The 25,519-nt window shown below is 47.1% G+C and carries 19 protein-coding genes and 5 rRNA genes; 23 read left to right on the plus strand and 1 reads right to left on the minus strand.

Annotation, left to right across the window (positions count from 1 at the left end; all coding sequences use genetic code 11):
- Nucleotides 1–238: 238 nt before the first annotated feature.
- The 13 genes from NSS82_RS00325 to NSS82_RS00385 all read left to right on the plus strand — a co-directional run bounded on the left by NSS82_RS00325 (nucleotide 239) and on the right by NSS82_RS00385 (nucleotide 16,895).
- Nucleotides 239–3,164, plus strand: a 23S ribosomal RNA gene (locus NSS82_RS00325).
- 128 nt (nucleotides 3,165–3,292) lie between these two features.
- Nucleotides 3,293–3,409, plus strand: a 5S ribosomal RNA gene (gene rrf, locus NSS82_RS00330).
- Between the two features lie 154 nt (nucleotides 3,410–3,563).
- Nucleotides 3,564–5,180, plus strand: coding sequence for an ABC transporter substrate-binding protein (locus tag NSS82_RS00335; RefSeq protein ID WP_076273892.1), 1,617 nt, complete (start codon nucleotides 3,564–3,566; stop codon nucleotides 5,178–5,180).
- The gene (locus tag NSS82_RS00340; protein ID WP_076273893.1) at nucleotides 5,177–6,166 is read left to right on the plus strand and encodes an ABC transporter permease; all 990 of its coding nucleotides are present in this window, start codon (nucleotides 5,177–5,179) and stop codon (nucleotides 6,164–6,166) included. Before NSS82_RS00335 ends, NSS82_RS00340 begins: the two co-directional genes overlap by 4 nt.
- On the plus strand, nucleotides 6,163–7,029 hold the full coding sequence (locus NSS82_RS00345) for an ABC transporter permease (protein WP_143761395.1): 867 nt from the start codon (nucleotides 6,163–6,165) through the stop codon (nucleotides 7,027–7,029). The genes NSS82_RS00340 and NSS82_RS00345 overlap by 4 nt, the downstream gene beginning before the upstream one ends.
- Entirely contained in the window at nucleotides 7,026–7,793 is a 768-nt protein-coding gene (locus NSS82_RS00350) for an ABC transporter ATP-binding protein (RefSeq protein ID WP_256717659.1), read from the plus strand. The genes NSS82_RS00345 and NSS82_RS00350 overlap by 4 nt, the downstream gene beginning before the upstream one ends.
- The gene (locus NSS82_RS00355) at nucleotides 7,784–8,533 is read left to right on the plus strand and encodes an ABC transporter ATP-binding protein (RefSeq protein WP_076101048.1); all 750 of its coding nucleotides are present in this window, start codon (nucleotides 7,784–7,786) and stop codon (nucleotides 8,531–8,533) included. Before NSS82_RS00350 ends, NSS82_RS00355 begins: the two co-directional genes overlap by 10 nt.
- A gap of 21 nt (nucleotides 8,534–8,554) precedes the next feature.
- Nucleotides 8,555–9,613 carry a pyridoxal-phosphate-dependent aminotransferase family protein gene (locus NSS82_RS00360; RefSeq protein ID WP_076273896.1) on the plus strand — a complete coding sequence of 353 codons (1,059 nt, stop codon included), beginning with the start codon at nucleotides 8,555–8,557 and terminating at the stop codon, nucleotides 9,611–9,613.
- Between the two features lie 2 nt (nucleotides 9,614–9,615).
- Complete coding sequence (locus NSS82_RS00365) at nucleotides 9,616–10,767, plus strand: amidohydrolase family protein (RefSeq protein WP_076273897.1); 1,152 nt, start codon at nucleotides 9,616–9,618, stop codon at nucleotides 10,765–10,767.
- A gap of 425 nt (nucleotides 10,768–11,192) precedes the next feature.
- Nucleotides 11,193–12,750: ribosomal RNA gene (locus tag NSS82_RS00370) — 16S ribosomal RNA — on the plus strand.
- A 263-nt stretch (nucleotides 12,751–13,013) separates the two neighbouring features.
- Nucleotides 13,014–15,939 (plus strand): 23S ribosomal RNA (locus tag NSS82_RS00375).
- Nucleotides 15,940–16,068: 129 nt separating this feature from the next.
- Nucleotides 16,069–16,185 (plus strand): 5S ribosomal RNA (rrf, locus tag NSS82_RS00380).
- The 16S, 23S and 5S rRNA genes sit together here, the layout of an rRNA operon.
- Nucleotides 16,186–16,481: 296 nt before the next feature.
- Nucleotides 16,482–16,895: a hypothetical protein gene (locus NSS82_RS00385; protein WP_036678856.1), complete on the plus strand. Its 414-nt coding sequence runs from the start codon at nucleotides 16,482–16,484 to the stop codon at nucleotides 16,893–16,895.
- 60 nt (nucleotides 16,896–16,955) lie between these two features.
- Here the strand turns inward: NSS82_RS00385 and NSS82_RS00390 are convergent, their stop codons facing one another.
- A complete protein-coding gene (locus NSS82_RS00390) occupies nucleotides 16,956–17,480 on the minus strand; it encodes a hypothetical protein (RefSeq protein ID WP_036678854.1) in 525 nt (174 codons plus the stop codon).
- Nucleotides 17,481–17,689: 209 nt separating this feature from the next.
- Here NSS82_RS00390 and NSS82_RS00395 point away from each other — a divergent pair, with 209 nt between their 5' ends.
- The 10 genes from NSS82_RS00395 to rsmI all read left to right on the plus strand — a co-directional run bounded on the left by NSS82_RS00395 (nucleotide 17,690) and on the right by rsmI (nucleotide 25,338).
- A complete protein-coding gene (locus NSS82_RS00395; RefSeq protein WP_036678851.1) occupies nucleotides 17,690–17,875 on the plus strand; it encodes a sigma factor G inhibitor Gin in 186 nt (61 codons plus the stop codon).
- Nucleotides 17,876–18,087: 212 nt separating this feature from the next.
- Nucleotides 18,088–19,626 carry an aminotransferase class I/II-fold pyridoxal phosphate-dependent enzyme gene (locus tag NSS82_RS00400; protein WP_076273193.1) on the plus strand — a complete coding sequence of 513 codons (1,539 nt, stop codon included), beginning with the start codon at nucleotides 18,088–18,090 and terminating at the stop codon, nucleotides 19,624–19,626.
- Nucleotides 19,627–20,268 (plus strand): dTMP kinase, encoded by a 642-nt coding sequence (gene tmk, locus NSS82_RS00405; protein ID WP_076273192.1) that lies wholly within the window; start codon nucleotides 19,627–19,629, stop codon nucleotides 20,266–20,268.
- Nucleotides 20,269–20,394: 126 nt separating this feature from the next.
- Nucleotides 20,395–20,724: a cyclic-di-AMP receptor gene (locus NSS82_RS00410; RefSeq protein WP_036678844.1), complete on the plus strand. Its 330-nt coding sequence runs from the start codon at nucleotides 20,395–20,397 to the stop codon at nucleotides 20,722–20,724.
- Nucleotides 20,725–20,775: 51 nt separating this feature from the next.
- The gene (locus NSS82_RS00415; protein WP_036678842.1) at nucleotides 20,776–21,219 is read left to right on the plus strand and encodes a YaaR family protein; all 444 of its coding nucleotides are present in this window, start codon (nucleotides 20,776–20,778) and stop codon (nucleotides 21,217–21,219) included.
- Between the two features lie 17 nt (nucleotides 21,220–21,236).
- Nucleotides 21,237–22,211: a DNA polymerase III subunit delta' gene (gene holB, locus NSS82_RS00420; RefSeq protein WP_076099912.1), complete on the plus strand. Its 975-nt coding sequence runs from the start codon at nucleotides 21,237–21,239 to the stop codon at nucleotides 22,209–22,211.
- 139 nt (nucleotides 22,212–22,350) lie between these two features.
- Nucleotides 22,351–23,151: a PSP1 domain-containing protein gene (locus tag NSS82_RS00425; protein ID WP_036678838.1), complete on the plus strand. Its 801-nt coding sequence runs from the start codon at nucleotides 22,351–22,353 to the stop codon at nucleotides 23,149–23,151.
- Nucleotides 23,152–23,181: 30 nt separating this feature from the next.
- The gene (gene yabA / locus NSS82_RS00430) at nucleotides 23,182–23,547 is read left to right on the plus strand and encodes a DNA replication initiation control protein YabA (protein WP_036678835.1); all 366 of its coding nucleotides are present in this window, start codon (nucleotides 23,182–23,184) and stop codon (nucleotides 23,545–23,547) included.
- A gap of 109 nt (nucleotides 23,548–23,656) precedes the next feature.
- Nucleotides 23,657–24,430 carry a tRNA1(Val) (adenine(37)-N6)-methyltransferase gene (locus NSS82_RS00435; protein WP_036678833.1) on the plus strand — a complete coding sequence of 258 codons (774 nt, stop codon included), beginning with the start codon at nucleotides 23,657–23,659 and terminating at the stop codon, nucleotides 24,428–24,430.
- Nucleotides 24,427–25,338: a 16S rRNA (cytidine(1402)-2'-O)-methyltransferase gene (gene rsmI / locus NSS82_RS00440; RefSeq protein WP_038568004.1), complete on the plus strand. Its 912-nt coding sequence runs from the start codon at nucleotides 24,427–24,429 to the stop codon at nucleotides 25,336–25,338. The genes NSS82_RS00435 and rsmI overlap by 4 nt, the downstream gene beginning before the upstream one ends.
- The last annotated feature ends 181 nt before the right edge of the window (nucleotides 25,339–25,519 follow it).

A 25,519-nucleotide genomic window follows, 5' to 3' on the forward strand; every position in this document is an offset into this window, starting at 1 on the left:
AAGACATTCAAATCGGAAGCTCAGCTTCCAAAACTCAGGTTTAGGCCTGTTACTCACTCGTTGCTCAGTTTTGAGAGTTTAAGCTCTCAAGTAAGACTTGATCCTTGAAAACTGGATACCGAAATGAATTTGCGTTTTAGAACATCTTTTAGCAACTTGTGCAAACAAGTAAATGTTATTAGTGAGATGATTCCAAAAGAGAATGTCATCGTATGATATTTTCCTGCGGAAAAATCAAGGTTAAGCTAATAAGAGCACACGGAGGATGCCTAGGCGCCAGGAGCCGACGAAGGACGTGGCGAACAACGAAACTGCCTCGGGGAGCTGTAAGCAAGCTTTGATCCGGGGGTGTCCGAATGGGGAAACCCAGCTGTGGTAATTCGCAGTTACTCATACCTGAATACATAGGGTGTGTAGAGGCAGACCAGGGGAACTGAAACATCTAAGTACCCTGAGGAAGAGAAAACAATAGTGATTCCGTCAGTAGCGGCGAGCGAACGCGGAACAGCCTAAACCTAAGAGCTTGCTCTTAGGGGTTGTGGGACGTCTCACATGGAGTTACAAAGGAATATGGTAGGTGAAGAGGTCTGGAAAGGCCCGCGATAGAGGTAAAAGCCCTGTAACCTAAACTGTGTTCTCTCCGAGACGGATCCCGAGTAGTGCGGGGCACGTGAAACCCCGTATGAATCCAGCAGGACCATCTGCTAAGGCTAAATACTACCTGGCGACCGATAGTGAAACAGTACCGTGAGGGAAAGGTGAAAAGCACCCCGGAAGGGGAGTGAAATAGAACCTGAAACCGTGTGCTTACAAAAAGTCAGAGCCCGATCTATGGGTGATGGCGTGCCTTTTGTAGAATGAACCGGCGAGTTACGTTTAACATGCAAGGTTAAGCCGAGAAGGTGGAGCCGCAGCGAAAGCGAGTCTGAATAGGGCGATTGAGTATGTGGACGTAGACCCGAAACCGTGTGATCTACCCCTGTCCAGGGTGAAGGTGCGGTAACACGCACTGGAGGCCCGAACCCACGTACGTTGAAAAGTGCGGGGATGAGGTGGGGGTAGCGGAGAAATTCCAATCGAACTCGGAGATAGCTGGTTCTCCCCGAAATAGCTTTAGGGCTAGCCTCGGTATAAGAGTAGTGGAGGTAGAGCACTGATTGGGTGCGGGGTCCGCAAGGATTACCAAGCTCAGTCAAACTCCGAATGCCATATACTTATTGCCGGGAGTCAGACAGTGAGTGCTAAGATCCATTGTCAAAAGGGAAACAGCCCAGACCATCAGCTAAGGTCCCCAAGTGTGTGTTAAGTGGGAAAGGATGTGGAGTTGCACAGACAACCAGGATGTTGGCTTAGAAGCAGCCACCATTGAAAGAGTGCGTAATAGCTCACTGGTCGAGTGACTCTGCGCCGAAAATGTAACGGGGCTAAACACACCACCGAAGCTATGGCTAGATACTATGTATCTGGGGTAGGGGAGCGTTGTGTAGGGGTTGAAGGTGTACTGAAAAGAGCGCTGGACACTACACAAGTGAGAATGCCGGTATGAGTAACGAAAAGATCAGTGAGAATCTGATCCGCCGAAAGCCCAAGGTTTCCTGAGGAAGGCTCGTCCGCTCAGGGTAAGTCGGGACCTAAGGCGAGGCCGAAAGGCGTAGTCGAAGGACAACAGTTTGAAATTACTGTACCACCGTAATCCGCTATGAGCGATGGGGTGACGCAGGAGGGTAGTGACGCGGACTGATGGATGTCCGTCTAAGCAGTGAGGCTGATGTGTAGGCAAATCCGCACATCATTAAGGCTAGGCTGTGATGGGGAGCGAAAATTATAGTAGCGAAGGTCATGATCTCACACTGCCAAGAAAAGCCTCTAGCCAGGAGAAGGTGCCCGTACCGCAAACCGACACAGGTAGGCGAGAAGAGAATTCTAAGGCGCGCGGAAGAACTCTCGTTAAGGAACTCGGCAAAATGACCCCGTAACTTCGGGAGAAGGGGTGCCCCGGTAGTGTGAATAGCACGAGGGGGCCGCAGTGAAAAGGCCCAAGCGACTGTTTAGCAAAAACACAGGTCTGTGCGAAGCCGCAAGGCGAAGTATACGGGCTGACGCCTGCCCGGTGCTGGAAGGTTAAGGGGAGTGGTTAGGGGTAACCCGAAGCTATGAACCGAAGCCCCAGTAAACGGCGGCCGTAACTATAACGGTCCTAAGGTAGCGAAATTCCTTGTCAGGTAAATTCTGACCCGCACGAATGGCGTAACGACTTGGGCGCTGTCTCAACGAGAGATCCGGTGAAATTTTAATACCTGTGAAGATGCAGGTTACCCGCGACAAGACGGAAAGACCCCATGGAGCTTTACTGCAGCTTGATATTGAATTTGGGTACGATCTGTACAGGATAGGTGGGAGCCGTAGAAATCGGAGCGCAAGCTTCGGTGGAGGCGCCGTTGGGATACCACCCTGATCGTATCTAGGTTCTAACCTAGTGCCCTAATCGGGTACGGGGACCGTGTCAGGCGGGCAGTTTGACTGGGGCGGTCGCCTCCTAAAGAGTAACGGAGGCGTTCCAAGGTTCCCTCAGAATGGTTGGAAATCATTCGCAGAGTGCAAAGGCATAAGGGAGCTTGACTGCGAGACCTACAAGTCGAGCAGGGACGAAAGTCGGACTTAGTGATCCGGTGGTACCGCATGGAAGGGCCATCGCTCAACGGATAAAAGCTACCCTGGGGATAACAGGCTTATCTCCCCCAAGAGTCCACATCGACGGGGAGGTTTGGCACCTCGATGTCGGCTCATCGCATCCTGGGGCTGAAGTAGGTCCCAAGGGTTGGGCTGTTCGCCCATTAAAGCGGTACGCGAGCTGGGTTCAGAACGTCGTGAGACAGTTCGGTCCCTATCTGTCGTGGGCGCAGGAAATTTGAGAGGAGCTGTCCTTAGTACGAGAGGACCGGGATGGACGTACCGCTGGTGCACCAGTTGTTCCGCCAGGAGCATGGCTGGGTAGCTACGTACGGACGGGATAAGCGCTGAAAGCATCTAAGCGTGAAGCCCCCCTCAAGATGAGATTTCCCAATTAGTAAGACCCCTTGAAGACGACGAGGTAGATAGGTTGGAGGTGGAAGTGCAGTAATGCATGGAGCTGACCAATACTAATCGGTCGAGGGCTTATCCTATACTTAGAATGCAGATTCGTTTCGGATTCAGTTTTCAGGCATCAAGCCTGAAATACGCTTAGAAATTCATTGTCACTGCTGGTGATGAACCGAATTTCACGCGGCAGCGTCTGTTTCACAGACGCATGTTTGGTAGCGATAGCGGAGGGGTTCCACGCGTACCCATCCCGAACACGACCGTTAAGCCCTCCAGCGCCGATGGTACTTGGACCGAAGGGTCCTGGGAGAGTAGGACGTTGCCAAGCACACAAGACCACTGTTGAGTAATCGACAGTGGTCTTTTTGTTATGTATATTTACTTTAGGATTGTTGCAAATTAAATTATGTTTGACAGACTACAGTGTTTAACCCATAATACAATTCATACTAAACATATAAGAATTATAGGGGGAGCAAATTATGTCATACTTTAGTGTATCTATTAAGAAACCGATTCTGTTGGGGGCAATAGCAGTTTTGCTATTGATGTTAATTGCAGGGTGCTCGGGGTCTAATAATAAGGCTGATTCAAATAAAGAGGCACAGGAAAGTGCGAGTCCGGCAACTCAAAGTCCTCAAACTGCAGAACCTGCAACGGGAGGGACTTTCGTCTATGGACGACCTGCTTCTGTAACTTCGCTGGATTTGCATAATCAGATTACGTCCAACAATGCTTTTGCAATCGACAAAGTCTTTGAATCATTAGTCGCTTTTGACAGCGAAGGTGAAATTGTAGATTGGCTTGCTAAGTCACATACTATCAGTGAAGATGGTCTGACGTATACATTCAAGCTTCGTGATGGTTTGAAGTTTTCCAATGGTACGGATGTGACTGCAGAAGATGCTGTATTCTCTCTTGAGCGGCACTTGAAGGTAGGCGGCCCGCTGGCAATATCTGCAAAGGTCGACACAATCAAAGCGCAAGATAACAAAACGCTTGTTATTACACTTAGAGAGCCTTATACACCATTTATCTCGGAGCTATCTAATTTCTCAAATGGTATCCTTCCTAACAATTTCGGTGGAGTATCCGAAGAAGAATTCTTCAAGAAACCAATCGGTACGGGACCTTTTGTTGTTGAAACATGGGACACTGCAGGTGATCTGACCTTCACTAAGAATACATTCTACTGGCAAGAAGGTAAACCCTATATTGATAAGCTTGTTTATAAGCTGATTGAAGATGACAGCCAAGCGATTAACCAGCTGAAGGCTGGAGAAGTTAATGCTATTGAATCTTTGGCTCTGCAAAATGCCAATGAGATTAAAGCTGGGGCTGACACTAAAGTAGTTACTAACGGTAGTTGGGTGACAGAGCAATTGTTCTTTAATACGTTGGATGAACATTTTTCTGATGTGCATGTCCGTCGCGCTCTGGCGCTGGCGCTTGATCGTGAGGGCTTGACCAAGGCGCTAACCTTTGGTTATGCACAAACAGCAAACTCATTGCTGCCAACAACGATTCCTTATAACGCAAATGATACAATCAAAGCACTGAACTTTAATATCGAAGAAGCCAAGGAGGAGCTTGCAAAATCTGCCTTCCCTAATGGCTTCACTACCAAATTACTTGTAGCATCCGGTAATAGCACAAGAGCTCAAGAGGCACAAATTATTCAGGCAGCGGGTCAAACGATCGGGATTAAGATTGAGATTGAATCGATTGAACTTGCCACTTTCCGTGAACGTTTCTTCGCATATGATTTTGCGGCAATGCTGAACAGCGGTCAGGCGGATTCCCCTGAAGCGAACTCAATTATTGCTTTCCAAACTGATCCGGAAGGCTTCAGCAAATCATATTGGACGCATTATACAAATAATGAAGTTACGAAGCTTCTATATGAGGGACAAAAAACTGCGGATGGCGATGAACGTGCACAAATCTATACTAAGCTGCTGCAGACCCTTGCTGATGAAGTTCCGTATATTCCGCTTTACTATCCAGATGTTTTAAAAGGTATTCGTTCTTCAGTTGACGGTCTCGTTGTTCTACCGAACGGCAGTGCCCGTTTCGAAGATGTCCGCATCAGCCAATGATGAATCTTAAGCAGGCGTTAAATCAACCGAAAGAAAGCAAGGGTTCTTATAACTGGCTTGTGATATCTCTTATAAAAGCATTGGCAGTGATCTTCTGTGTAATGATAGCAGTCTTTTTCATCATTAGAATCGTGCCGGGAGATCCAGCAAAAATGATTTTGGGAGAATACAGCACCCCTGAGGCGCTCAAGAGTATGCATCATACTCTTGGGCTGGACCTCCCTTTATGGGAGCAATTCATCCGATTTGTGAAGACGCTGTTTACTCGAGGAGATACTGGAAACTCCATTATTATGGGGACATCAACAAGAGAGTTGATTACACAACGGGCCCCTGTTACTTTGCTGCTCATCGTGATGGCTTGTGTGTTGGCGATTTTTGTATCTCTTCTGCTCGCTACGGTAGCCGCTACGCATAAGGATAAACTGCTGGACCATTTGATACGTATTTTTCCTACAATTACTCTAGGTATGCCAATCTTCTGGGTTGGCTTACTTTTAATTTTGCTCTTTAGTGTCCGGCTTGGCTGGTTCCCTGTTGGGGGAGTAAGTGAAGGGTGGGTCGGAACCTTGCATAGTCTTGCACTTCCAGCAATCACTGTTGCTTTTTCACAGGTTCCTACGCTTGTTCGTTCATTAAGAGCGCAGATGCTTGAAGTGTTAGAATCGGATTTTGTAGTCACCCTTAAGGCTGCGGGCATACCAAACAGGGTTATTTTATTTAAACATGTGCTGCGCAACTCTGCTCTTCCTACGCTAATGCTGCTGGGTGTGAATATTTCTTATTTAATCGGAGGCACCTTGGTCGTTGAGCAGGTATTTGGAATTAAGGGAATTGGCAGCTTATTGTTCACTTCAATTTCGAAACGGGACTTTCCGGTTATTCAAGGAATAGCACTTTACTGTGCGCTATCTGTTGTGATCATCAGTCTCTTGATTGAAATCATTTCCTGGTGGCTCGATCCCAGAACGAAAGGAAAACAATGAAAACTATAAGACTAGACTCGCGATTGTATGAAGACGGTAAGATAACAAGCGGCTTAAAGCGAATATGGAATACCCCTTCACTTCTAGTGGGAATTATTATGTTTGCAGCTCTTATTCTCTTGACTGTGTTTATACCTTATATAAGTCCTTATGGCCCCTCTGAGCAAAATTTGAGTGCCTTTTTACAGCCTCCGTCAGCCGAACATTGGTTGGGAACTGATCAGTTAGGGCGTGATTTGTTTACTAGACTGATCTACGCAGCGAGGACTGATTTGAAAATCATGGTCTTGGCAGAAATCATTCCCTTTTGCACAGGTGTATTTCTAGGAATGCTGGCAGGATATTACGGCAAATGGATCGATACAGTTATTACGCTGTTGTCAGATACATTCATCGCCTTTCCTTTTTATCTGATCGTTATTATCGTTGCTTTTGCTAGTGGAGCAGGAGAACGAGGCATTTATATTACTTTTATCTTTGTAGGATGGATTGTCTTTGCCCGTGTCGTCAGAGGTCTTAGTGCTTCTTTTCGCAATCAGGAATGGGTGGCATCCGCTCAAACCTTAGGGCTACCTGGAGTGAAAATTATTTTACGTCATCTCCTGCCTAATGTACTTCCGCAAGCCGTGGTCGTCCTTATGACAGATATGATTGGATTGCTTGTTGCCATTGTTACGCTCGGGTATCTTGGTATCGGCATTACACCGCCAACTCCTGACTGGGGGACAATGATTTCAGATGGACAGCCCTTCATCACTACAGCTTGGTGGCTCTCGGCCGTGCCGGGATTTGCAGTGGTGTATACGGGGATAGCTTTGTCGCTCCTAGGTGATGGTTTGGCAGACATATGGAGGAAAAAATGATGTCTATACAACCCATTTTAGAAATAGAGGCGCTATCGCTGGCAGCTAAGTCAAATGAGAGATTGGTCAATAATGTTAGTTTTTCGCTGGGTAAAGGGGAGAGTCTGGGATTAGTAGGTGAATCGGGATCAGGAAAATCACTTACACTGCGTGCAATTTTAGGCTTGCTTCCAAATGGTGTTGAACAGACTGGTGGCACCATTAAAAGTGCCGTAAGCAGTGCAATGGTATTTCAAGATCCAAGAGGTGCGCTTGATCCGCTCTGTACGGTTGTCAAACAACTGGCTGAAGTTGTGTATTACAGACAGAGAGTAAGCCGTAAGACCTCGCGGGTAATTGCACTGGAACTGCTTGAAAGGCTTGGTCTCCCCGATTCATTGAAGAAAAAGGACCGGTATCCGAGTCAGCTGTCAGGCGGTCAGTGTCAACGGGTAGTCATCGCTCTGGCACTGGCGTGCAAGCCAGGCATACTTCTCTGTGATGAACCGACAACGGCGCTGGACGTCACGGTTCAACGGCAAATTATTGAGACGATCACGAGCCTCCAGCATGAGCTCAGTTTTGCCATGGTATTTGTTACGCATAACCTAGCGATTGCAGCAAACTTGTGTTCACGGCTATGTGTAATGAAACAGGGACAGATTGTTGAGCAGGGCAATACCCTTGATATTTTGCAAAATCCGAAAGACCCTTACACACAGATGCTGATTGATTCGGTGCTTCCTTTGCCAGAGCTTGAAGGGAGTAGAGACTCATGGAATTAGCCTTGCAAATAAAAGATTTAACTGTTCATTATGGCGGCTTTACTGCACTGGATCGCATCAATCTGAATCTTGAGCAGCACACCACCCTTGGGCTTGTTGGAGAATCCGGATCAGGGAAATCTACGCTGGCGCGAGTAATTGCTGGACTGATTGCCCCAAATGAGGGGCAGATTCTGTTGGGTACCCAAGAATTAAAAAAGAAAAGAAGCCGTGAGCAGCACAAAACAATCCAGATGATATTCCAAAATCCAGATGCTTCGCTAAATCCTAAACATTCGATTAGGCAAATTCTTTCCGAGCCCTTATTGTTTCATAAAATAGTGGGGCGTACAGGTGTTGAACAAAGATGCAAAGAGCTTTTGAATCAAGTTCATTTAGAACAGAAGGTCTTAGACAAATTCCCACATGAATTTTCCGGCGGCCAGCGTCAACGGATAGCGATCGCTCGTGCATTAAGTGTTGAGCCAAACATCCTGATCGCGGATGAACCTACAAGTGCGTTGGATGTATCTGTGCAGCTTAGTGTGCTCGAACTGTTTAATACGCTGAAGGCTGAGCTTAATCTCACCATGCTTTTTATTTCTCATGATCTAGGTGTAATCAATGCAATTAGTGATACGGTAGCAGTTATGCGGCAAGGAAAGCTCGTGGAGCAGAGTCCGCGGGACCAATTCTTCATCCGTCCTAAACATGAATACAGTTATGAGCTGTTGTCAGCGGTTCCGAAAATGCCAAAATAAAGTACATCAGGAGGTTTTCTTATGAACCGAGAACATAAAGGATACGTGCCACTTTCACTGGCTGAGTACAATAAGCTAACACATTTAATTTCCAAAGTTTTGTTTACTGAGCACCCTCCAGTTATCATCCCGGCTGAGGCAATCCTTGGAATCGAGGCGGTAGCCACCGGAATAGCTGCACCTGGTCGAACCATTGTAAATATAGTAACAGGTCCCTATGGAAGTTTATTTGGAAAATGGCTTGAGCGGGGTGGAGCAACGGTTGTTGAAGTAAAGGTTCCTTTTGATGAAGTGGTCACTAGCGACCAAGTTGCTTCCGCGATTAAGGAGTTTAAACCCTGTGCCCTTTCTTTTGTTCAAGCTGAAGTGGTTACTGGAGGCTCTAATCCTGCTAAAGAAATATTTAAAATTGCAAAAGAGTTCAATCTTATTACTGTGTCGGACTCCGTATCTGCGGTTGGGGGAGAGGCCCTGCTGGTGGATGAATGGTCCGTTGATTTTGCAGTTATAGGTGCGCAAAAAGCCTTAGCTGGACCCAACGGTGTTAGTGCCGTAAGTATTTCTCCACGTGGCTGGGAATTTCTTGAGTCGAATGAAAATGCTCCACGCAATTCTATTTTATCCTTGCTGGATCTGAAACCATCACTGGGAGACGCCGCGCCACTGCGGGTTGCCCCAAACATTCCTACGCTGGAGGCTAGAGCCTTGATTCAAGCTTTGACACGAATTGAAGAAGAAGGATTGGATCAAGTAATCAAACGCCATGAGCGAGCCGCAGCAGCTGCTGTAGCTGGTATTAAATCCTTGGGGCTTGAGCCTTGGCAAAAGGACAGCAGACATTATTCTACGCTGACTACAACGGTGCGGATTTCTGAAAAGCAAGAGTTGCGGATTGAGCAGCCTATAGGCATTGTGGCTCCCGGAGACGGAGAATTATTTGGCCATCTTCTGCGGATCAACCATTTTGGAACGAATGCTGAGCGGCAAAGTGTGGAGAAGGCTATATCCACGCTTGCCGAACTGTTGAAACAAGACCCTGTTCAGGCATTAGCAGCTGTTCGGCTGGCATGGGGGGAATGAAGATGATCCTTAAGCATCCAGAGCTGCAAACGTTCAATGATATTTTTATAGCAGGTATCGAAGGCAGACGTTTTGATGTCGTGATAAAGGATGGTCGTTTTTCATCCATTACTGAAGCGGAGCCGCATCAAGTGGAGTCAAATCTTGCAGGAACAGATCTGTGGCTAAGTCCGGGTATTATTGATCTTCATACGCATTTAGCTTGGACAGATTTTGACCACTCTGATCAATTGAAGCGCGATGCCAACCAGATCGAAATTATGCAGGAACAAGCTTTTGAAGCTACTCTTAGGACGGGTGTAACGACTGCCCGTGATGCAGGTGGGATTCTGCCGAGCACAGTGCAGCATCTTGTTCAGCAATATCAGCATCCATTAAGAGTGCAGACCAGTAGCGATATGATTGGAGCAGCAGATGCCCGTGGTCTCAAGCATTTAGAACAACGAATGGCGGAAATCTTTGCTACAGGAGCGGGTTGGATAAAAATCATGGCCACAGGCGGGCTTGGAGCACCTACCGAGAAAGTCGTTGACCCGATCTTTTCCGAAGAAGAGTTCGCGTTCATTGTTCGTAATGCACATGCCCATGATAAGAAGGTACTGGTTCATACCTGGGGTGGAGTGACGATAGACTGGTCCATCCAGGCCGGCGTGGAATCAATAGAGCATGGGATGTTTTTAACTGAGGATCAGGCAGGAAGACTTGCTAACTCGGGGGTAGCGTTTGTGCCCACCACATCAATTTATCGTATTGCTGCAGACCCAAAAGGCGTTCTAGCGTTAAACCCGATCATTTGCGACCGAGCTGCCCGCGCTGCCGAATGTCATTCCAAGGCCATTCATTATGCAAAAAGAGAAGGCGTTCGTATTGGATTCGGTACAGATTATGCCACACCTGCACTACATGGCTATAACCTTCAAGAACTGGATACATTGATTGATTATGGCTTAACTCGGAGAGAAGCGTGGCAGGCTGCGACTAAAAGTGCTGCTGATATTCTGGGGAGTGGTAACGAGCTGGGGCAAATTGCAGAAGGCTTTATTGCAGATGCTGTTGTTTTCAAAGTGGATCCATACGAAGCGCACGATGCAGATGCCCTTCGAAACAATATCGTTGACGTAATTACTGGAGCGAAGGAAGCGGAATTAATCTAGAATCGTCTAAGCTTCTTCTAAAAAAACAACTGTTGTCTTCTGCAGTTGTTTTTTACTTTCTAGATAATTAGATGATAAGTGGAGGTAGTTATTATAATACGATAATACATAGATGATGTTTTATGCTTTTGATTTTATATAAAAAAACTCTTGCAATGAATCTCTATACATGATATATTCTAAGTCCGGCCAAGAAATACACATGCCGAGCTCGAAAATGAAGTTAAAAAAAGAGCTTGACATTAAATAGCCGAACATGATATAGTATAAGAGTTGCTGCTGAGACATTAAACGGCGCCAACGAGAACTTGATCTTTGAAAACTGAACAACGAGTGAGTAGGAAATCACGCAAGTGATATCCAAAATTAGAGAATTAATTTTCTCGTCAGATGTTTCAAAATGAGCATATCGCTCTTTTCAATACTAATTGGAGAGTTTGATCCTGGCTCAGGACGAACGCTGGCGGCGTGCCTAATACATGCAAGTCGAGCGGAGTTACTTTGAAAGCTTGCTTTCAAAGTAACTTAGCGGCGGACGGGTGAGTAACACGTAGGCAACCTGCCCTTCAGACTGGGATAACTACCGGAAACGGTAGCTAATACCGGATAATTTCTTTTTTCTCCTGAGAGAAGAATGAAAGACGGAGCAATCTGTCACTGAGGGATGGGCCTGCGGCGCATTAGCTAGTTGGTGGGGTAACGGCCCACCAAGGCGACGATGCGTAGCCGACCTGAGAGGGTGAACGGCCACACTGGGACTGAGACACGGCCCAGACTCCTACGGGAGGCAGCAGTAGGGAATCTTCCGCAATGGGCGAAAGCCTGACGGAGCAACGCCGCGTGAGTGATGAAGGTTTTCGGATCGTAAAGCTCTGTTGCCAGGGAAGAACGTCCGGTAGAGTAACTGCTATCGGAGTGACGGTACCTGAGAAGAAAGCCCCGGCTAACTACGTGCCAGCAGCCGCGGTAATACGTAGGGGGCAAGCGTTGTCCGGAATTATTGGGCGTAAAGCGCGCGCAGGCGGCTATTTAAGTCTGGTGTTTAAACCTTGGGCTCAACCTGAGGTCGCACTGGAAACTGGGTGGCTTGAGTACAGAAGAGGAAAGTGGAATTCCACGTGTAGCGGTGAAATGCGTAGATATGTGGAGGAACACCAGTGGCGAAGGCGACTTTCTGGGCTGTAACTGACGCTGAGGCGCGAAAGCGTGGGGAGCAAACAGGATTAGATACCCTGGTAGTCCACGCCGTAAACGATGAGTGCTAGGTGTTAGGGGTTTCGATACCCTTGGTGCCGAAGTTAACACAGTAAGCACTCCGCCTGGGGAGTACGGTCGCAAGACTGAAACTCAAAGGAATTGACGGGGACCCGCACAAGCAGTGGAGTATGTGGTTTAATTCGAAGCAACGCGAAGAACCTTACCAGGTCTTGACATCCCTCTGAATCTGCTAGAGATAGCAGCGGCCTTCGGGACAGAGGAGACAGGTGGTGCATGGTTGTCGTCAGCTCGTGTCGTGAGATGTTGGGTTAAGTCCCGCAACGAGCGCAACCCTTAACTTTAGTTGCCAGCAGGTAATGCTGGGCACTCTAGAGTGACTGCCGGTGACAAACCGGAGGAAGGTGGGGATGACGTCAAATCATCATGCCCCTTATGACCTGGGCTACACACGTACTACAATGGCCGGTACAACGGGAAGCGAAGCCGCGAGGTGGAGCCAATCCCATCAAAGCCGGTCTCAGTTCGGATTGCAGGCTGCAACTCGCCTGCATGAAGTCGGAATTGCTAGTAATCGCGGATCAGCATGCCGCGGTGAATACGTTCCCGGGTCTTGTACACACCGCCCGTCACACCACGAGAGTTTACAACACCCGAAGTCGGTGGGGTAACCCGCAAGGGAGCCAGCCGCCGAAGGTGGGGTAGATGATTGGGGTGAAGTCGTAACAAGGTAGCCGTATCGGAAGGTGCGGCTGGATCACCTCCTTTCTATGGAGAATCGTCTTCTGCAATGAAGACATTCAAATCGGAAGCTCAGCTTCCAAAACTCAGGTTTAGGCCTGTTACTCACTCGTTGCTCAGTTTTGAGAGTTTAAGCTCTCAAGTAAGACTTGATCCTTGAAAACTGGATACCGAAATGAATTTGCGTTTTAGAACATCTTTTAGCAACTTGTGCAAACAAGTAAATGTTATTAGTGAGATGATTCCAAAAGAGAATGTCATCGTATGATATTTTCCTGCGGAAAAATCAAGGTTAAGCTAATAAGAGCACACGGAGGATGCCTAGGCGCCAGGAGCCGACGAAGGACGTGGCGAACAACGAAACTGCCTCGGGGAGCTGTAAGCAAGCTTTGATCCGGGGGTGTCCGAATGGGGAAACCCAGCTGTGGTAATTCGCAGTTACTCATACCTGAATACATAGGGTGTGTAGAGGCAGACCAGGGGAACTGAAACATCTAAGTACCCTGAGGAAGAGAAAACAATAGTGATTCCGTCAGTAGCGGCGAGCGAACGCGGAACAGCCTAAACCTAAGAGCTTGCTCTTAGGGGTTGTGGGACGTCTCACATGGAGTTACAAAGGAATATGGTAGGTGAAGAGGTCTGGAAAGGCCCGCGATAGAGGTAAAAGCCCTGTAACCTAAACTGTATTCTCTCCGAGACGGATCCCGAGTAGTGCGGGGCACGTGAAACCCCGTATGAATCCAGCAGGACCATCTGCTAAGGCTAAATACTACCTGGCGACCGATAGTGAAACAGTACCGTGAGGGAAAGGTGAAAAGCACCCCGGAAGGGGAGTGAAATAGAACCTGAAACCGTGTGCTTACAAAAAGTCAGAGCCCGATCTATGGGTGATGGCGTGCCTTTTGTAGAATGAACCGGCGAGTTACGTTTAACATGCAAGGTTAAGCCGAGAAGGTGGAGCCGCAGCGAAAGCGAGTCTGAATAGGGCGAATGAGTATGTGGACGTAGACCCGAAACCGTGTGATCTACCCCTGTCCAGGGTGAAGGTGCGGTAACACGCACTGGAGGCCCGAACCCACGTACGTTGAAAAGTGCGGGGATGAGGTGGGGGTAGCGGAGAAATTCCAATCGAACTCGGAGATAGCTGGTTCTCCCCGAAATAGCTTTAGGGCTAGCCTCGGTATAAGAGTAGTGGAGGTAGAGCACTGATTGGGTGCGGGGTCCGCAAGGATTACCAAGCTCAGTCAAACTCCGAATGCCATATACTTATTGCCGGGAGTCAGACAGTGAGTGCTAAGATCCATTGTCAAAAGGGAAACAGCCCAGACCATCAGCTAAGGTCCCCAAGTGTGTGTTAAGTGGGAAAGGATGTGGAGTTGCACAGACAACCAGGATGTTGGCTTAGAAGCAGCCACCATTGAAAGAGTGCGTAATAGCTCACTGGTCGAGTGACTCTGCGCCGAAAATGTAACGGGGCTAAACACACCACCGAAGCTATGGCTAGATACTATGTATCTGGGGTAGGGGAGCGTTGTGTAGGGGTTGAAGGTGTACTGAAAAGAGCGCTGGACACTACACAAGTGAGAATGCCGGTATGAGTAACGAAAAGATCAGTGAGAATCTGATCCGCCGAAAGCCCAAGGTTTCCTGAGGAAGGCTCGTCCGCTCAGGGTAAGTCGGGACCTAAGGCGAGGCCGAAAGGCGTAGTCGAAGGACAACAGTTTGAAATTACTGTACCACCGTAATCCGCTATGAGCGATGGGGTGACGCAGGAGGGTAGTGACGCGGACTGATGGATGTCCGTCTAAGCAGTGAGGCTGATGTGTAGGCAAATCCGCACATCATTAAGGCTGGGCTGTGATGGGGAGCGAAAATTATAGTAGCGAAGGTCATGATCTCACACTGCCAAGAAAAGCCTCTAGCCAGGAGAAGGTGCCCGTACCGCAAACCGACACAGGTAGGCGAGAAGAGAATTCTAAGGCGCGCGGAAGAACTCTCGTTAAGGAACTCGGCAAAATGACCCCGTAACTTCGGGAGAAGGGGTGCCCCGGTAGTGTGAATAGCACGAGGGGGCCGCAGTGAAAAGGCCCAAGCGACTGTTTAGCAAAAACACAGGTCTGTGCGAAGCCGCAAGGCGAAGTATACGGGCTGACGCCTGCCCGGTGCTGGAAGGTTAAGGGGAGTGGTTAGGGGTAACCCGAAGCTATGAACCGAAGCCCCAGTAAACGGCGGCCGTAACTATAACGGTCCTAAGGTAGCGAAATTCCTTGTCAGGTAAATTCTGACCCGCACGAATGGCGTAACGACTTGGGCGCTGTCTCAACGAGAGATCCGGTGAAATTTTAATACCTGTGAAGATGCAGGTTACCCGCGACAAGACGGAAAGACCCCATGGAGCTTTACTGCAGCTTGATATTGAATTTGGGTACGATCTGTACAGGATAGGTGGGAGCCGTAGAAATCGGAGCGCAAGCTTCGGTGGAGGCGCCGTTGGGATACCACCCTGATCGTATCTAGGTTCTAACCTAGTACCCTTACCGGGTACGGGGACCGTGTCAGGCGGGCAGTTTGACTGGGGCGGTCGCCTCCTAAAGAGTAACGGAGGCGTTCCAAGGTTCCCTCAGAATGGTTGGAAATCATTCGCAGAGTGCAAAGGCATAAGGGAGCTTGACTGCGAGACCTACAAGTCGAGCAGGGACGAAAGTCGGACTTAGTGATCCGGTGGTACCGCATGGAAGGGCCATCGCTCAACGGATAAAAGCTACCCTGGGGATAACAGGCTTATCTCCCCCAAGAGTCCACATCGACGGGGAGGTTTGGCACCTCGATGTCGGCTCATCGCATCCTGGGGCTGAAGTAGGTCCCAAGGGTTGGGCTGTTCGCCCATTAAAGCGGTACGCGAGCTGGGTTCAGAACGTCGTGAGACAGTTCGGTCCCTATCTGTCGTGGGCGCAGGAAATTTGAGAGGAGCTGTCCTTAGTACGAGAGGACCGGGATGGACGTACCGCTGGTGCACCAGTTGTTCCGCCAGGAGCATGGCTGGGTAGCTACGTACGGACGGGATAAGCGCTGAAAGCATCTAAGCGTGAAGCCCCCCTCAAGATGAGATTTCCCAATTAGTAAGACCCCTTGAAGACGACGAGGTAGATAGGTTGGAGGTGGAAGTGCAGCAATGCATGGAGCTGACCAATACTAATCGGTCGAGGGCTTATCCTATACTTAGAATGCAGATTCGTTTCGGATTCAGTTTTCAGGCGATTAAGCCTGTAACACGCTTAGAAATTCATTGTCACTTCTGGTGATGAACCGAATTTCACGCGGCAGCGTCTGTTTCACAGACGCATGTTTGGTGGCGATAGCGGAGGGGTTCCACGCGTACCCATCCCGAACACGACCGTTAAGCCCTCCAGCGCCGATGGTACTTGGACCGAAGGGTCCTGGGAGAGTAGGACGTTGCCAAGCACATTAAGCCATTGTTGATTTATCAGCAGTGGCTTTTTTGTTTTTTTTGGACAAGAGTGATATTTGAAGGGGAGTACAACATCTGAAGGGGAGTACAACATCTGAAGGGGAGTACAACATCTGAAGGGGCTGTAATTGAGTGACATTTTTGTTACCGACGCTGAGGTCGATACAAGTATAATAGATAAGTGCAAATAATAAGCAACATCTCTAATACGAAGGAACTACTCATAAATTCTAACTTTGAATTTTCTTGTGTCTTTAGATGCATTGTGGAGGTAAGGAGGATTTAAGGCATGAAACAAACAAGAATTATTAAGATATTAATTTTTTCGTGTATAGTAGCTTTAATACTGGCAGGCTGCGGTACGAAAGCGCCCAGCTGGGATGCTTTTGAGGGTGCGCTAAACGAGAAGAATTTCCCTGTACCCCAAGAGGCGTACTCACCAGACCAGACTACGACAAACGTTGCTATGGATTATGTACGTTATTCTTTACCTGGATTAAAGGAGAAGAATGGTATCCCAGAGGAGTATATGGATACTATTAAGGCCTGGGGATGGGTTGAACAGGAAGAGGAGAATACCGATTCATCTGGTGTTTTTCAGAAGGATGGAGTAACGGTTCATTTAACAGTACATGATGATTATTTTATAGTTATGATTCCTAAAGAAAAGAAGGCCTTAATTAAAGGTCTTAAGACAAAATAAATAATCGCCGTCCTTTATGGATGGCGATTTATTTATATGCGAATACAGGTTAACCGTACTCTATTGAGAGTAATAGGAGGCATCGGTTGGATTAAACTTCAGCATGCCTTCCTTGTTGCGTTGATTTATTTTGAACAGTGTATAGAGACGGGGTAGTAAAAGCCACAAGTGGCAAATAATCAGGGATACTGTAAATGCCGGTGGTGACCAAAAAATAAAGAGAGCTGCAATACAAAGACCAATATAAAAATTATGTAACTGTACTTTACGGAAAATGCGGTAACTAATGTGTTGATCTGGCATGAAGCCAAGCCACGGGATTTTAAATGAGATGGACCATCTTTTTGAAATAGGATGCCCGGAGATTAGAAGTACTGAGCGTGAAATAACATATTGAACCCAGAACATAACCGGAGCAGCTATAATTAAGTAGAGAATACTCCACCAAGAAAGAAAGACTGTCTCGAGCACAAGGACCAAAAAAGGGAGCAAAATATAAACACGCAGCAGAGGTGCCGTTAGATTAATTTTTTTGATTAATTTATATTGATAGAATGTAGCAGCGCCTTTGGTGTTGGATTCCATATAAAATAGACTAACCTCCTCACAGATTCATATGTTCTTAATATCGGCGAATGAAAGCATTTTATTAAACTATGGGCGAATATTCACCGATATGGGGGCAGCGGAATATATATAATACACGAAACGAAGGATATGAAAAAACTATGAAAAGGTTTAAAATGATAGAAGGTGTATCATACTGTTCTTAAAAGAGTCAAGGTGGGATGGTTATGGAACAGCAAACCGGGCAAGCTTGTATCATTTGTGGACAGGAAAAAGAAGAAGGTATTGTGATTGTCTCGCATTTTATTTGTGAGGATTGTGAGGCAGAAATGATCCGTACCGAGGCAGAAGATGCTAAGTACCGTTTTTTTATTGGCCAGATGAAGAAGATCGGATTGCAAAAGAACGCTTAAGTAAGTAGAGTAACTCTGTTAATTGATGCGGATAAGAGAGCGGTCTGGATGAAAGATATAAGGGCTGCATTAGAGATATTCATATACGGCTTCCTCGTTGTTTAAGCGGGGGGAGCCGTTTTGCTGTTCAGTCAGATGCTTTTATGAGGAAACATAGGAGTTTTTGAATATTTACGTTAAAATAGAAGGAACCCTATGGGAAGGAATTTAATATGAATAAATTACAACGATGTAGGGCGCCTGTATACGAAATGCTGGAGCAATATAGAATTGTGGGTAATATATCTTATCATGTGCCGGGACATAAAAATGGAGCGGCATATGACGGCGTAGAAGGCGCTGGGTATCTAGATGAGGTTATGAAGTACGATGTTACGGAGATTACCGGCACGGATGATCTTCATCATCCTGAGGGAGTCATTAAGGAAGCACAGGAGTTGGCTGCTGATTGCTTTGGAGCAGAGGAGAGCTTTTTTCTAGTTGGCGGAAGTACGGCGGGCAACTTGGCGCTGATTCTAACGGCTTGCCCCGAGCCTGGAATGATTCTGATCCTTCAACGAAATGTGCATAAATCAGTGATTCATGGTCTTATGTTAGCTGGAGTGCGGGCTGTTTTCGTCGAGCCGCTGATTGATCCACTCAGCGGCTTGGCAGTAGCGCCGGCGGCAGAAGCTGTTGAGGCTGCACTTGCAGCCTATCCTGAAGCCGCCGCTGTATTTGTCACCATGCCCAATTACTACGGCATGGGCAGTGACCTCGCGCCCCTCGCGCGTATCTGCCACGACAGCGGAGTACCGCTGCTTGTCGATGAAGCGCATGGGGCGCATTACGGGCAGCATCCGGCACTGCCTGTCGGGGCGCTTGCTTGTGGCGCGGATGGCGTAGTGCAGTCCACGCACAAGATGCTCACAGCAATGACCATGGGCGCTATGCTGCATGTTCAAGGGCAGCGGCTCGACCGCGCCCTGCTCTCGCAGCGGCTCGCCATGGTGCAGAGCTCCAGCCCATCATATCCTATGATGGCGTCGCTTGATCTTGCCCGGCGGCTGCTGCACAGCCGGGGCAGCGATGCTTTCACGGCGGGGCTGGCCGCCGTGGATGTCCTGCGGCGCGGCCTTGCCGAGCTGCCGCGCTATGGATTGGTGCAGCCGGCAGAGCAGCTGCACGACGGTACGCCGCTGCATAAGGCGGCGTACGAGATGCAGGACCCCTTCAAAGTCGTCATTTATGACGCCACCGGGGTCCTAGGCGGTTTCGAGCTGCAGCGCAGGCTCGAAGCTAAGGGCTGTGTGCCGGAGATGAGTGACGACCGGCACGTAGTGCTGCTGTTCAGCCTCGGTTCGAAGGCTGAAGATGCAGCAAGGTTATTGCAGGCGCTGCGGGAAATAGAGTCGGAGGATACATCCGAATCACCGCACACCGCTGCCATTTCAGAATCTCGAAATATTTCCACGTGGAACAATTTGAATGTTTTACAAATCTCAGCACCTGTTCCCTTCTCTTTGAAGCCGGTATCAGTCAATGAGGTAGAAAGTATTAATCTTGAACACAGCGTGGGGAGAGTAGCTGCAGAAATGGTAATTCCCTATCCACCAGGCATTCCATTATTATATCCGGGTGAGGTCATCACAGATCAGATACAGCAAAGACTGACTGGTTTAGCTTATGGAGGCGCGAAGTTCCAGGCTTGTGCTGATCCGGTCTTGCAGCGTATTAAGGTATACAACATTCAGAAGGGCGGAGAAGTATAAGTGGGCAAAGAAGGTTTCTTCATAACATTAGAAGGGGGCGAAGGCTCCGGAAAAACAACGGTACTGGGCAGAGTAGCAGCATATTTGCAGAATCGGTCCATGCCCTATCGAATTACACGTGAACCTGGAGGCATAGAAATCGCCGAAAAAATTCGCTCTATTATTCTGGATCCTACCCATACTGCAATGGATGCACGTACAGAGGCATTGCTGTACGCTGCATCAAGAAGCCAACATCTCGCTGAAGTAGTAGAGCCGGCTCTTAGAGAAGGGCTTACAGTCCTCTGTGACCGCTTTGTAGACAGTAGTCTCGTTTATCAAGGACATGCAAGAGGATTAGGTATGGAAGAGGTGTGGAGTATTAACCGCTTTGCTATTGGAAATCGCATGCCCGATCTAACCTTTTATCTGGATGTAGAACCTGAGATTGGATTATCACGGATTGCGGCCAATCAAGATCGCGAAGTCAATCGTCTGGATATGGAGAGTCTTGCCTTTCATCAGAAGGTTCGTGAAGGATATCATTTATTAATTAAGGCGAATCCGGAGAGAATAGTAGTTCTTGATGCAAACCGCCCTATTCATCTGGTAGAACAAGATATCGTGAGAACTCTTGAAGAGAGAGTATTAAAGGGTTTTTAGGGTGTTTTGTCTAATATAATAAGAGAAGTGGCATATAACTAAGCGTTTGCTTATGAAGTGAGGTTACTACTAAGAACACATTAAGTAGTAATACTCCATAAAACTTTTTTGGGAGGGAATGCGAAGATGAAGTTGATCATTGCAATTATCCAGGATAAAGACAGTAACCGGTTATCCAGTGAGCTAGTAAAAGCCAATTTCCGTGCTACCAAACTCGCAAGTACAGGTGGATTTCTGCGGGCGGGAAATACGACATTTATGATTGGGGTAGAAGACAGTCAGATCGAAGCTGTACTAAACGTTATCCGTAACAGCTGTAAAGTGCGTGAACAACTAGTCACTCCAGTAACTCCGATGAGTGGCACGACGGATTCCTATTTACCGCTCCCTGTTGAAGTACAGGTCGGTGGCGCTACTGTATTCGTGCTTCCTGTAGATCGTTTCGAACATTATTAAGTATAATATAAATGAGCAAGTCATTTACAAAAAAGGGGCGGTAGATAACCTTTGAAGATCAATCCGGGATATAGGCCCTTAAAGAGTGAGCTTCCAAATGCAGAAGGGGCTAATAAGCCTGTTCAGCAGAAATCGTTCTCTGACGTTTTTCAGCAGCAAGGTGAACAGAAAACCAAAGATGAACTAAACCGCCAGATCAAAGAAATACAGTCACAAGGCGACCGTTTATCTAAGTCTATGACCATTCGTGAACTCACCATTTACCGGATGATGATCAAAAGGTTTCTGGAAGAAACCGCTCGTAGAGGCGTTATACTGAAAGAGACACGTGGATGGGATAGACGTGGGCGGGGCAAGCGTTACAAGCTGCTTGAGGAAATTGATGCGGCTTTGCTATCTATGGCAGACGATCTGCTGAATAGTGAGCAGGGCCGAATAGATCTGTTGGGACGTGTTGGAGAAATTCGCGGGTTGTTAATCAACCTTTCTTTTTAAAGTTTTGGGAGGAAATTATGCCTTTTCATGATATAGTAGGCCAGGAGCATGCTAAACGGCTACTCCAAAATGCCTTGCGCAAGGACGCTGTGAGCCATGCTTATTTATTTACAGGACCAGCAGGCAGTGGACAAATGAAGACGGCGCTGATGTTTGCCCAAGCAATTTTTTGCACTGAAAGCAAGGATGACGCCTGTGGCGAATGTCTAGAGTGCCGAAAGGTTGAGCATGGAAACCATCCTGATTTGTCATTGCTGCAGCCCGACGGTGCAAGCATAAAAATAGATCAGATCCGTGAGCTGCAGCGTGTCTTTTCCTATCGATCTGAGGGTGTGAATCCAAAGGTTTATATTATAGATGGGGCAGACAAAATGACGGTACAAGCTGCCAATAGTTTGTTGAAGTTTCTGGAAGAACCGCCAGCTCCGGCAGTAGGAATCCTAATATCTGATAATAGTCGTTCTTTATTGCCGACGATTCAGTCACGGACTCAGCGGATTCCATTTAGTCCGTTAAATCCGGATATTATGCTTCAAGCGCTAGCAAGTGAGGGTGTGCCGATCCCCTTAGCTCGATGTGCAGTATCACTCAGTTCGGGACTTGATGGTTGCAGGGAACTTTTGGAACAGAATTGGTTTGCAGAAATGAGAAATCTAGTGTTACAATTAGCTAAGGAGTCCTTAAGCAAGGGCAGCTCCACGGTAGCAACTGCCGGGCAGAAGCTGTTCAAGACTGGGCTCGCTGAACATTTGGATATCCTTTTCAGCATGTTCCATCTATGGTTTAAAGATATGCTCTACTTCCTGTACCGCAAGCATGAAAGTATCGTTTTTATAGATCAGTTAGACTTTATTTCCAGGCATGCCCGTGGGCGCAGTGCGGAACAATGGGTGGCTTATATGGGATATGCAGCAGAAAGTACTAAGAAGCTGCGTTCCAATGCCAATGCCCAGTTGTGTCTGGAGCAGTTCTTAATCCGACTGGAAAGTTAAAGGATTAGCAATGATATATCCTCCGGATGTCGCTTTACCTGGAAGTATCGTTTTAACAGACGAGGAAGGACAAGCATGGATCATCAGGGAGCGGACATGCCCATAGGTTCCTTTTACCGGCAAACAAGGGGGTTAATTTTTGTACAGCGTAGTAGGTGTCCGTTTTAAAAAAGCGGGTAAAATATATTATTTTGATCCACTTGATTTTCCGATTGAACGAGATCAATGTGTTATTGTTGAGACAGCACGTGGGGTGGAATACGGTAAGGTTGTCGTAGGCAAAAAAGAGGTGGAGGAGTCCGATGTTGTACTACCCCTCAAAAAAGTGATGCGTATTGCCGGAGAAACCGACGCACGCGTAGTTGAGGAGAACAAAAGCGCCGCTAAGGAGGCTTTTACCACCTGTTTAAATAAAATACGCGACCACGGTCTCAAAATGAAGCTCGTAGATGTAGAGTTTACTTTTGACCGTAATAAGATTATATTTTACTTTACGGCCGAAGGACGCGTTGATTTTAGAGAATTGGTTAAGGATCTGGCAAGTATTTTTCGGACCCGCATTGAGCTTCGGCAAATTGGGGTACGTGATGAAGCAAAGATGCTAGGTGGACTTGGACCTTGTGGACGAGTGCTTTGTTGCTCCTCTTGGTTAGGGGATTTTGAACCCGTATCCATAAAAATGGCCAAGGATCAGAACCTTTCACTTAATCCGACCAAGATTTCCGGACTTTGTGGACGTCTGATGTGTTGTTTGAAATTTGAGCATGACAATTATGAGAGTGTAAAGGAAGAAATGCCAGCGGTCGGCAAGATTGTCGTGACCTCATTGGGGGATGGCAAAGTAGTAGGAATCAATGCCGGAAACCGTACGGTTCATGTACAGTTGTTTGAAGTGGGCAAAGTTAAGGAACTTCCAATGGATGATGTTGTCGTCAAGTAAACCATATAAGGTTACTTTCGGGGTGGAAACTTGGAGAAGAAAAATATATTTGCACACATGCAGGATATGGAAGCGCAGATGGAAACGATGCGCGCCAATCTTGGAGAATGGAAACAGACGGTAAAAGAACTGATGGAAGCTAACCAGAGGTTAACTCTGGAGAATGAACAGCTTCGCAAAATTTTAAAGCGGGATGCACCTTTGGATCCTACCGTAGATTCTGCGGAGGCGGAAGCTCTTTTAGCTACCGGAGAGGGAACAGAAGAGGTTGTCGGGGAAGGTTATGACAACTTGGCTCGACTTTACCACGAAGGCTTTCACATCTGTAATGTTTATTTTGGACATTTACGCACGGAAGGTGACTGTCTGTTCTGTCTTTCTTTTCTTAATAAATGAGGATATCCAGCCGTAGGAGATTAATCCTACGGTTTTTTTTGAATTTTGGCCAATAGACATATGCATTTGAAGCAAGTTTTTTTCAACAAAACCTTTAGGAGATTATTACATGACGAATTCTTTTAATGATATATCTGTCCCCTTGTTACCGACGGAGCGGGTGGATGATTTACTAACGCATGACCTGCGCATTATTCAAAGTGATGAAGTATTTAGCTTTTCTATGGATGCTGTATTGCTTGCTCGTTTCGCCAGTGTTCCGCCACGTGGAAGAGTTCTAGATCTTTGTACGGGAAATGGTGTAATACCGATTTTAATGACTACCCGGACAAAAGCTTCTATAGAAGGTATTGAAATACAACCTCGTTTAGCTGATATGGCTCGTCGTAGTGTGGCTCTCAATGGCCTTCAGGATCAGGTTGTAATTCATGAAGGTGATTTACGCGAGTTATATACTACCGCAGGACATGGTGTGTATGATGCAATAACGGTGAACCCTCCTTATATGCCGCTTAATGGCAGTGATCTGAAGCTGAACAACCATCAGGCTATGGCTCGTCATGAGATAGGCTGTACTCTGGAGGAGGTTATTCAGGCTTGTGTGCGATTGGTTCGGACGGGCGGAAAGGTAAGTATGGTTCATAAACCACAACGGTTGGTTGATATTATCAGTCTTATGAGACAATATAGACTCGAGCCAAAGATTATTCGGTTTGTACATCCACGTGCCCATCTAGAGGCTAATATGGTATTAATCGAAGCTGCACGTGATGGAAAGCCTGAGGTTCGTTTACAACCACCGCTCATCGTATATAATGAGGACAATCAATACTGTCCAGAGATTATGGACATCTACTATGGTGCTAAAGAGGGTAAATCATGACGATATCATGCCAAAGCAGTTTTCAAAATAAGACTAATACCAGTACTCAGGAGACAACAGGGTCGCTTTTTCTGGTGGCTACACCTATCGGTAATCTGGAGGATATGACCTATCGTGCAGTCCGCACTTTACAGGAATGTGATATTATTGCCGCGGAAGATACGAGACAGACCCGGAAATTACTCAGCCACTTTGAGATTTCACCTTCGATGTTGTTTAGTTATCATGAGCATAATAAGGCCGCCAGTGGACCTGAGCTTGTACGCTATATAATAGAAGGAAAAAATTTGGCACTCGTCAGCGATGCCGGTTTACCAGCGATTTCTGACCCTGGAGCGGATCTTGTAGCCCTTGCTATAAGTCATGGAATTCCGGTGATTCCTATCCCTGGAGCTAACGCAGCGTTGTCAGCTTTGATCGCTTCTGGTCTATCTACGAATACGTTCACTTTTATCGGCTTTCTTCCCCGAGAGCGTAAGGACATCCGAGCAGTATTAAGTCCACTTCGTTCGGCTCAAGGAACTTTGTTGTTCTACGAATCTCCCCATCGCGTAGTTAAGACACTTGCTCATCTTCAAGAAGCATTCGGCAATCGCCAGATTGTGTTGGCACGTGAATTAACGAAAAGATATGAGGAGTTTCTACGCGGTTCGATTGAGGAATGTACACTTTGGCTTGCTGAACATCCTCCGCTAGGCGAATATGTTATTGTCGTAGAAGGGGAGAGCAAGGAAGATGCAGAAATCGCAGAATCGGCGTGGTGGCGTCAGTTAAGCATTGAAGAACATGTAGCTCATTACGAAGCACAGGATGTGCCACGTAAAGAGGCTATGAAAAAAGCGGCATCAGACCGGGGTGTAGCCAAACGGGATATTTATAATGCGTTGCTTGATAGAGCAGAAGAGTAAGTGTTGTAGACGAACTCTTAGAATAACTAAGGATTCTTGGAAACGGCCCGAGCTTGAATGATTTATCTGTGGGTTAAATGTACTTTGTACAGTTATTTTTGAATTTTTTTATGTATTTGTTCGTTTAGTTGTACTTCATACAGTTATAAAGGTGGAAATGATTGATTTCACGGAGATATAG

Origin of the sequence: Paenibacillus sp. FSL H7-0735 (genome assembly GCF_038008505.1) — a bacterium.
GTDB lineage: Bacteria > Bacillota > Bacilli > Paenibacillales > Paenibacillaceae > Paenibacillus_AQ > Paenibacillus_AQ odorifer.

Bases quoted from the DNA above. Each gene is read 5' to 3' on its own strand.
- NSS82_RS00335 (WP_076273892.1), top strand. From the start codon at position 3,564: ATGTCATACTTTAGTGTATCTATTAAGAAACCGATTCTGTTGGGGGCA.
- NSS82_RS00340 (WP_076273893.1), top strand. From the start codon at position 5,177: ATGATGAATCTTAAGCAGGCGTTAAATCAACCGAAAGAAAGCAAGGGT.
- NSS82_RS00345 (WP_143761395.1), top strand. From the start codon at position 6,163: ATGAAAACTATAAGACTAGACTCGCGATTGTATGAAGACGGTAAGATA.
- NSS82_RS00350 (WP_256717659.1), top strand. From the start codon at position 7,026: ATGATGTCTATACAACCCATTTTAGAAATAGAGGCGCTATCGCTGGCA.
- NSS82_RS00355 (WP_076101048.1), top strand. From the start codon at position 7,784: ATGGAATTAGCCTTGCAAATAAAAGATTTAACTGTTCATTATGGCGGC.
- NSS82_RS00360 (WP_076273896.1), top strand. From the start codon at position 8,555: ATGAACCGAGAACATAAAGGATACGTGCCACTTTCACTGGCTGAGTAC.
- NSS82_RS00365 (WP_076273897.1), top strand. From the start codon at position 9,616: ATGATCCTTAAGCATCCAGAGCTGCAAACGTTCAATGATATTTTTATA.
- NSS82_RS00385 (WP_036678856.1), top strand. From the start codon at position 16,482: ATGAAACAAACAAGAATTATTAAGATATTAATTTTTTCGTGTATAGTA.
- NSS82_RS00390 (WP_036678854.1), bottom strand. From the start codon at position 17,480: ATGGAATCCAACACCAAAGGCGCTGCTACATTCTATCAATATAAATTA.
- NSS82_RS00395 (WP_036678851.1), top strand. From the start codon at position 17,690: ATGGAACAGCAAACCGGGCAAGCTTGTATCATTTGTGGACAGGAAAAA.
- NSS82_RS00400 (WP_076273193.1), top strand. From the start codon at position 18,088: ATGAATAAATTACAACGATGTAGGGCGCCTGTATACGAAATGCTGGAG.
- NSS82_RS00410 (WP_036678844.1), top strand. From the start codon at position 20,395: ATGAAGTTGATCATTGCAATTATCCAGGATAAAGACAGTAACCGGTTA.
- holB (WP_076099912.1), top strand. From the start codon at position 21,237: ATGCCTTTTCATGATATAGTAGGCCAGGAGCATGCTAAACGGCTACTC.
- NSS82_RS00435 (WP_036678833.1), top strand. From the start codon at position 23,657: ATGACGAATTCTTTTAATGATATATCTGTCCCCTTGTTACCGACGGAG.
- rsmI (WP_038568004.1), top strand. From the start codon at position 24,427: ATGACGATATCATGCCAAAGCAGTTTTCAAAATAAGACTAATACCAGT.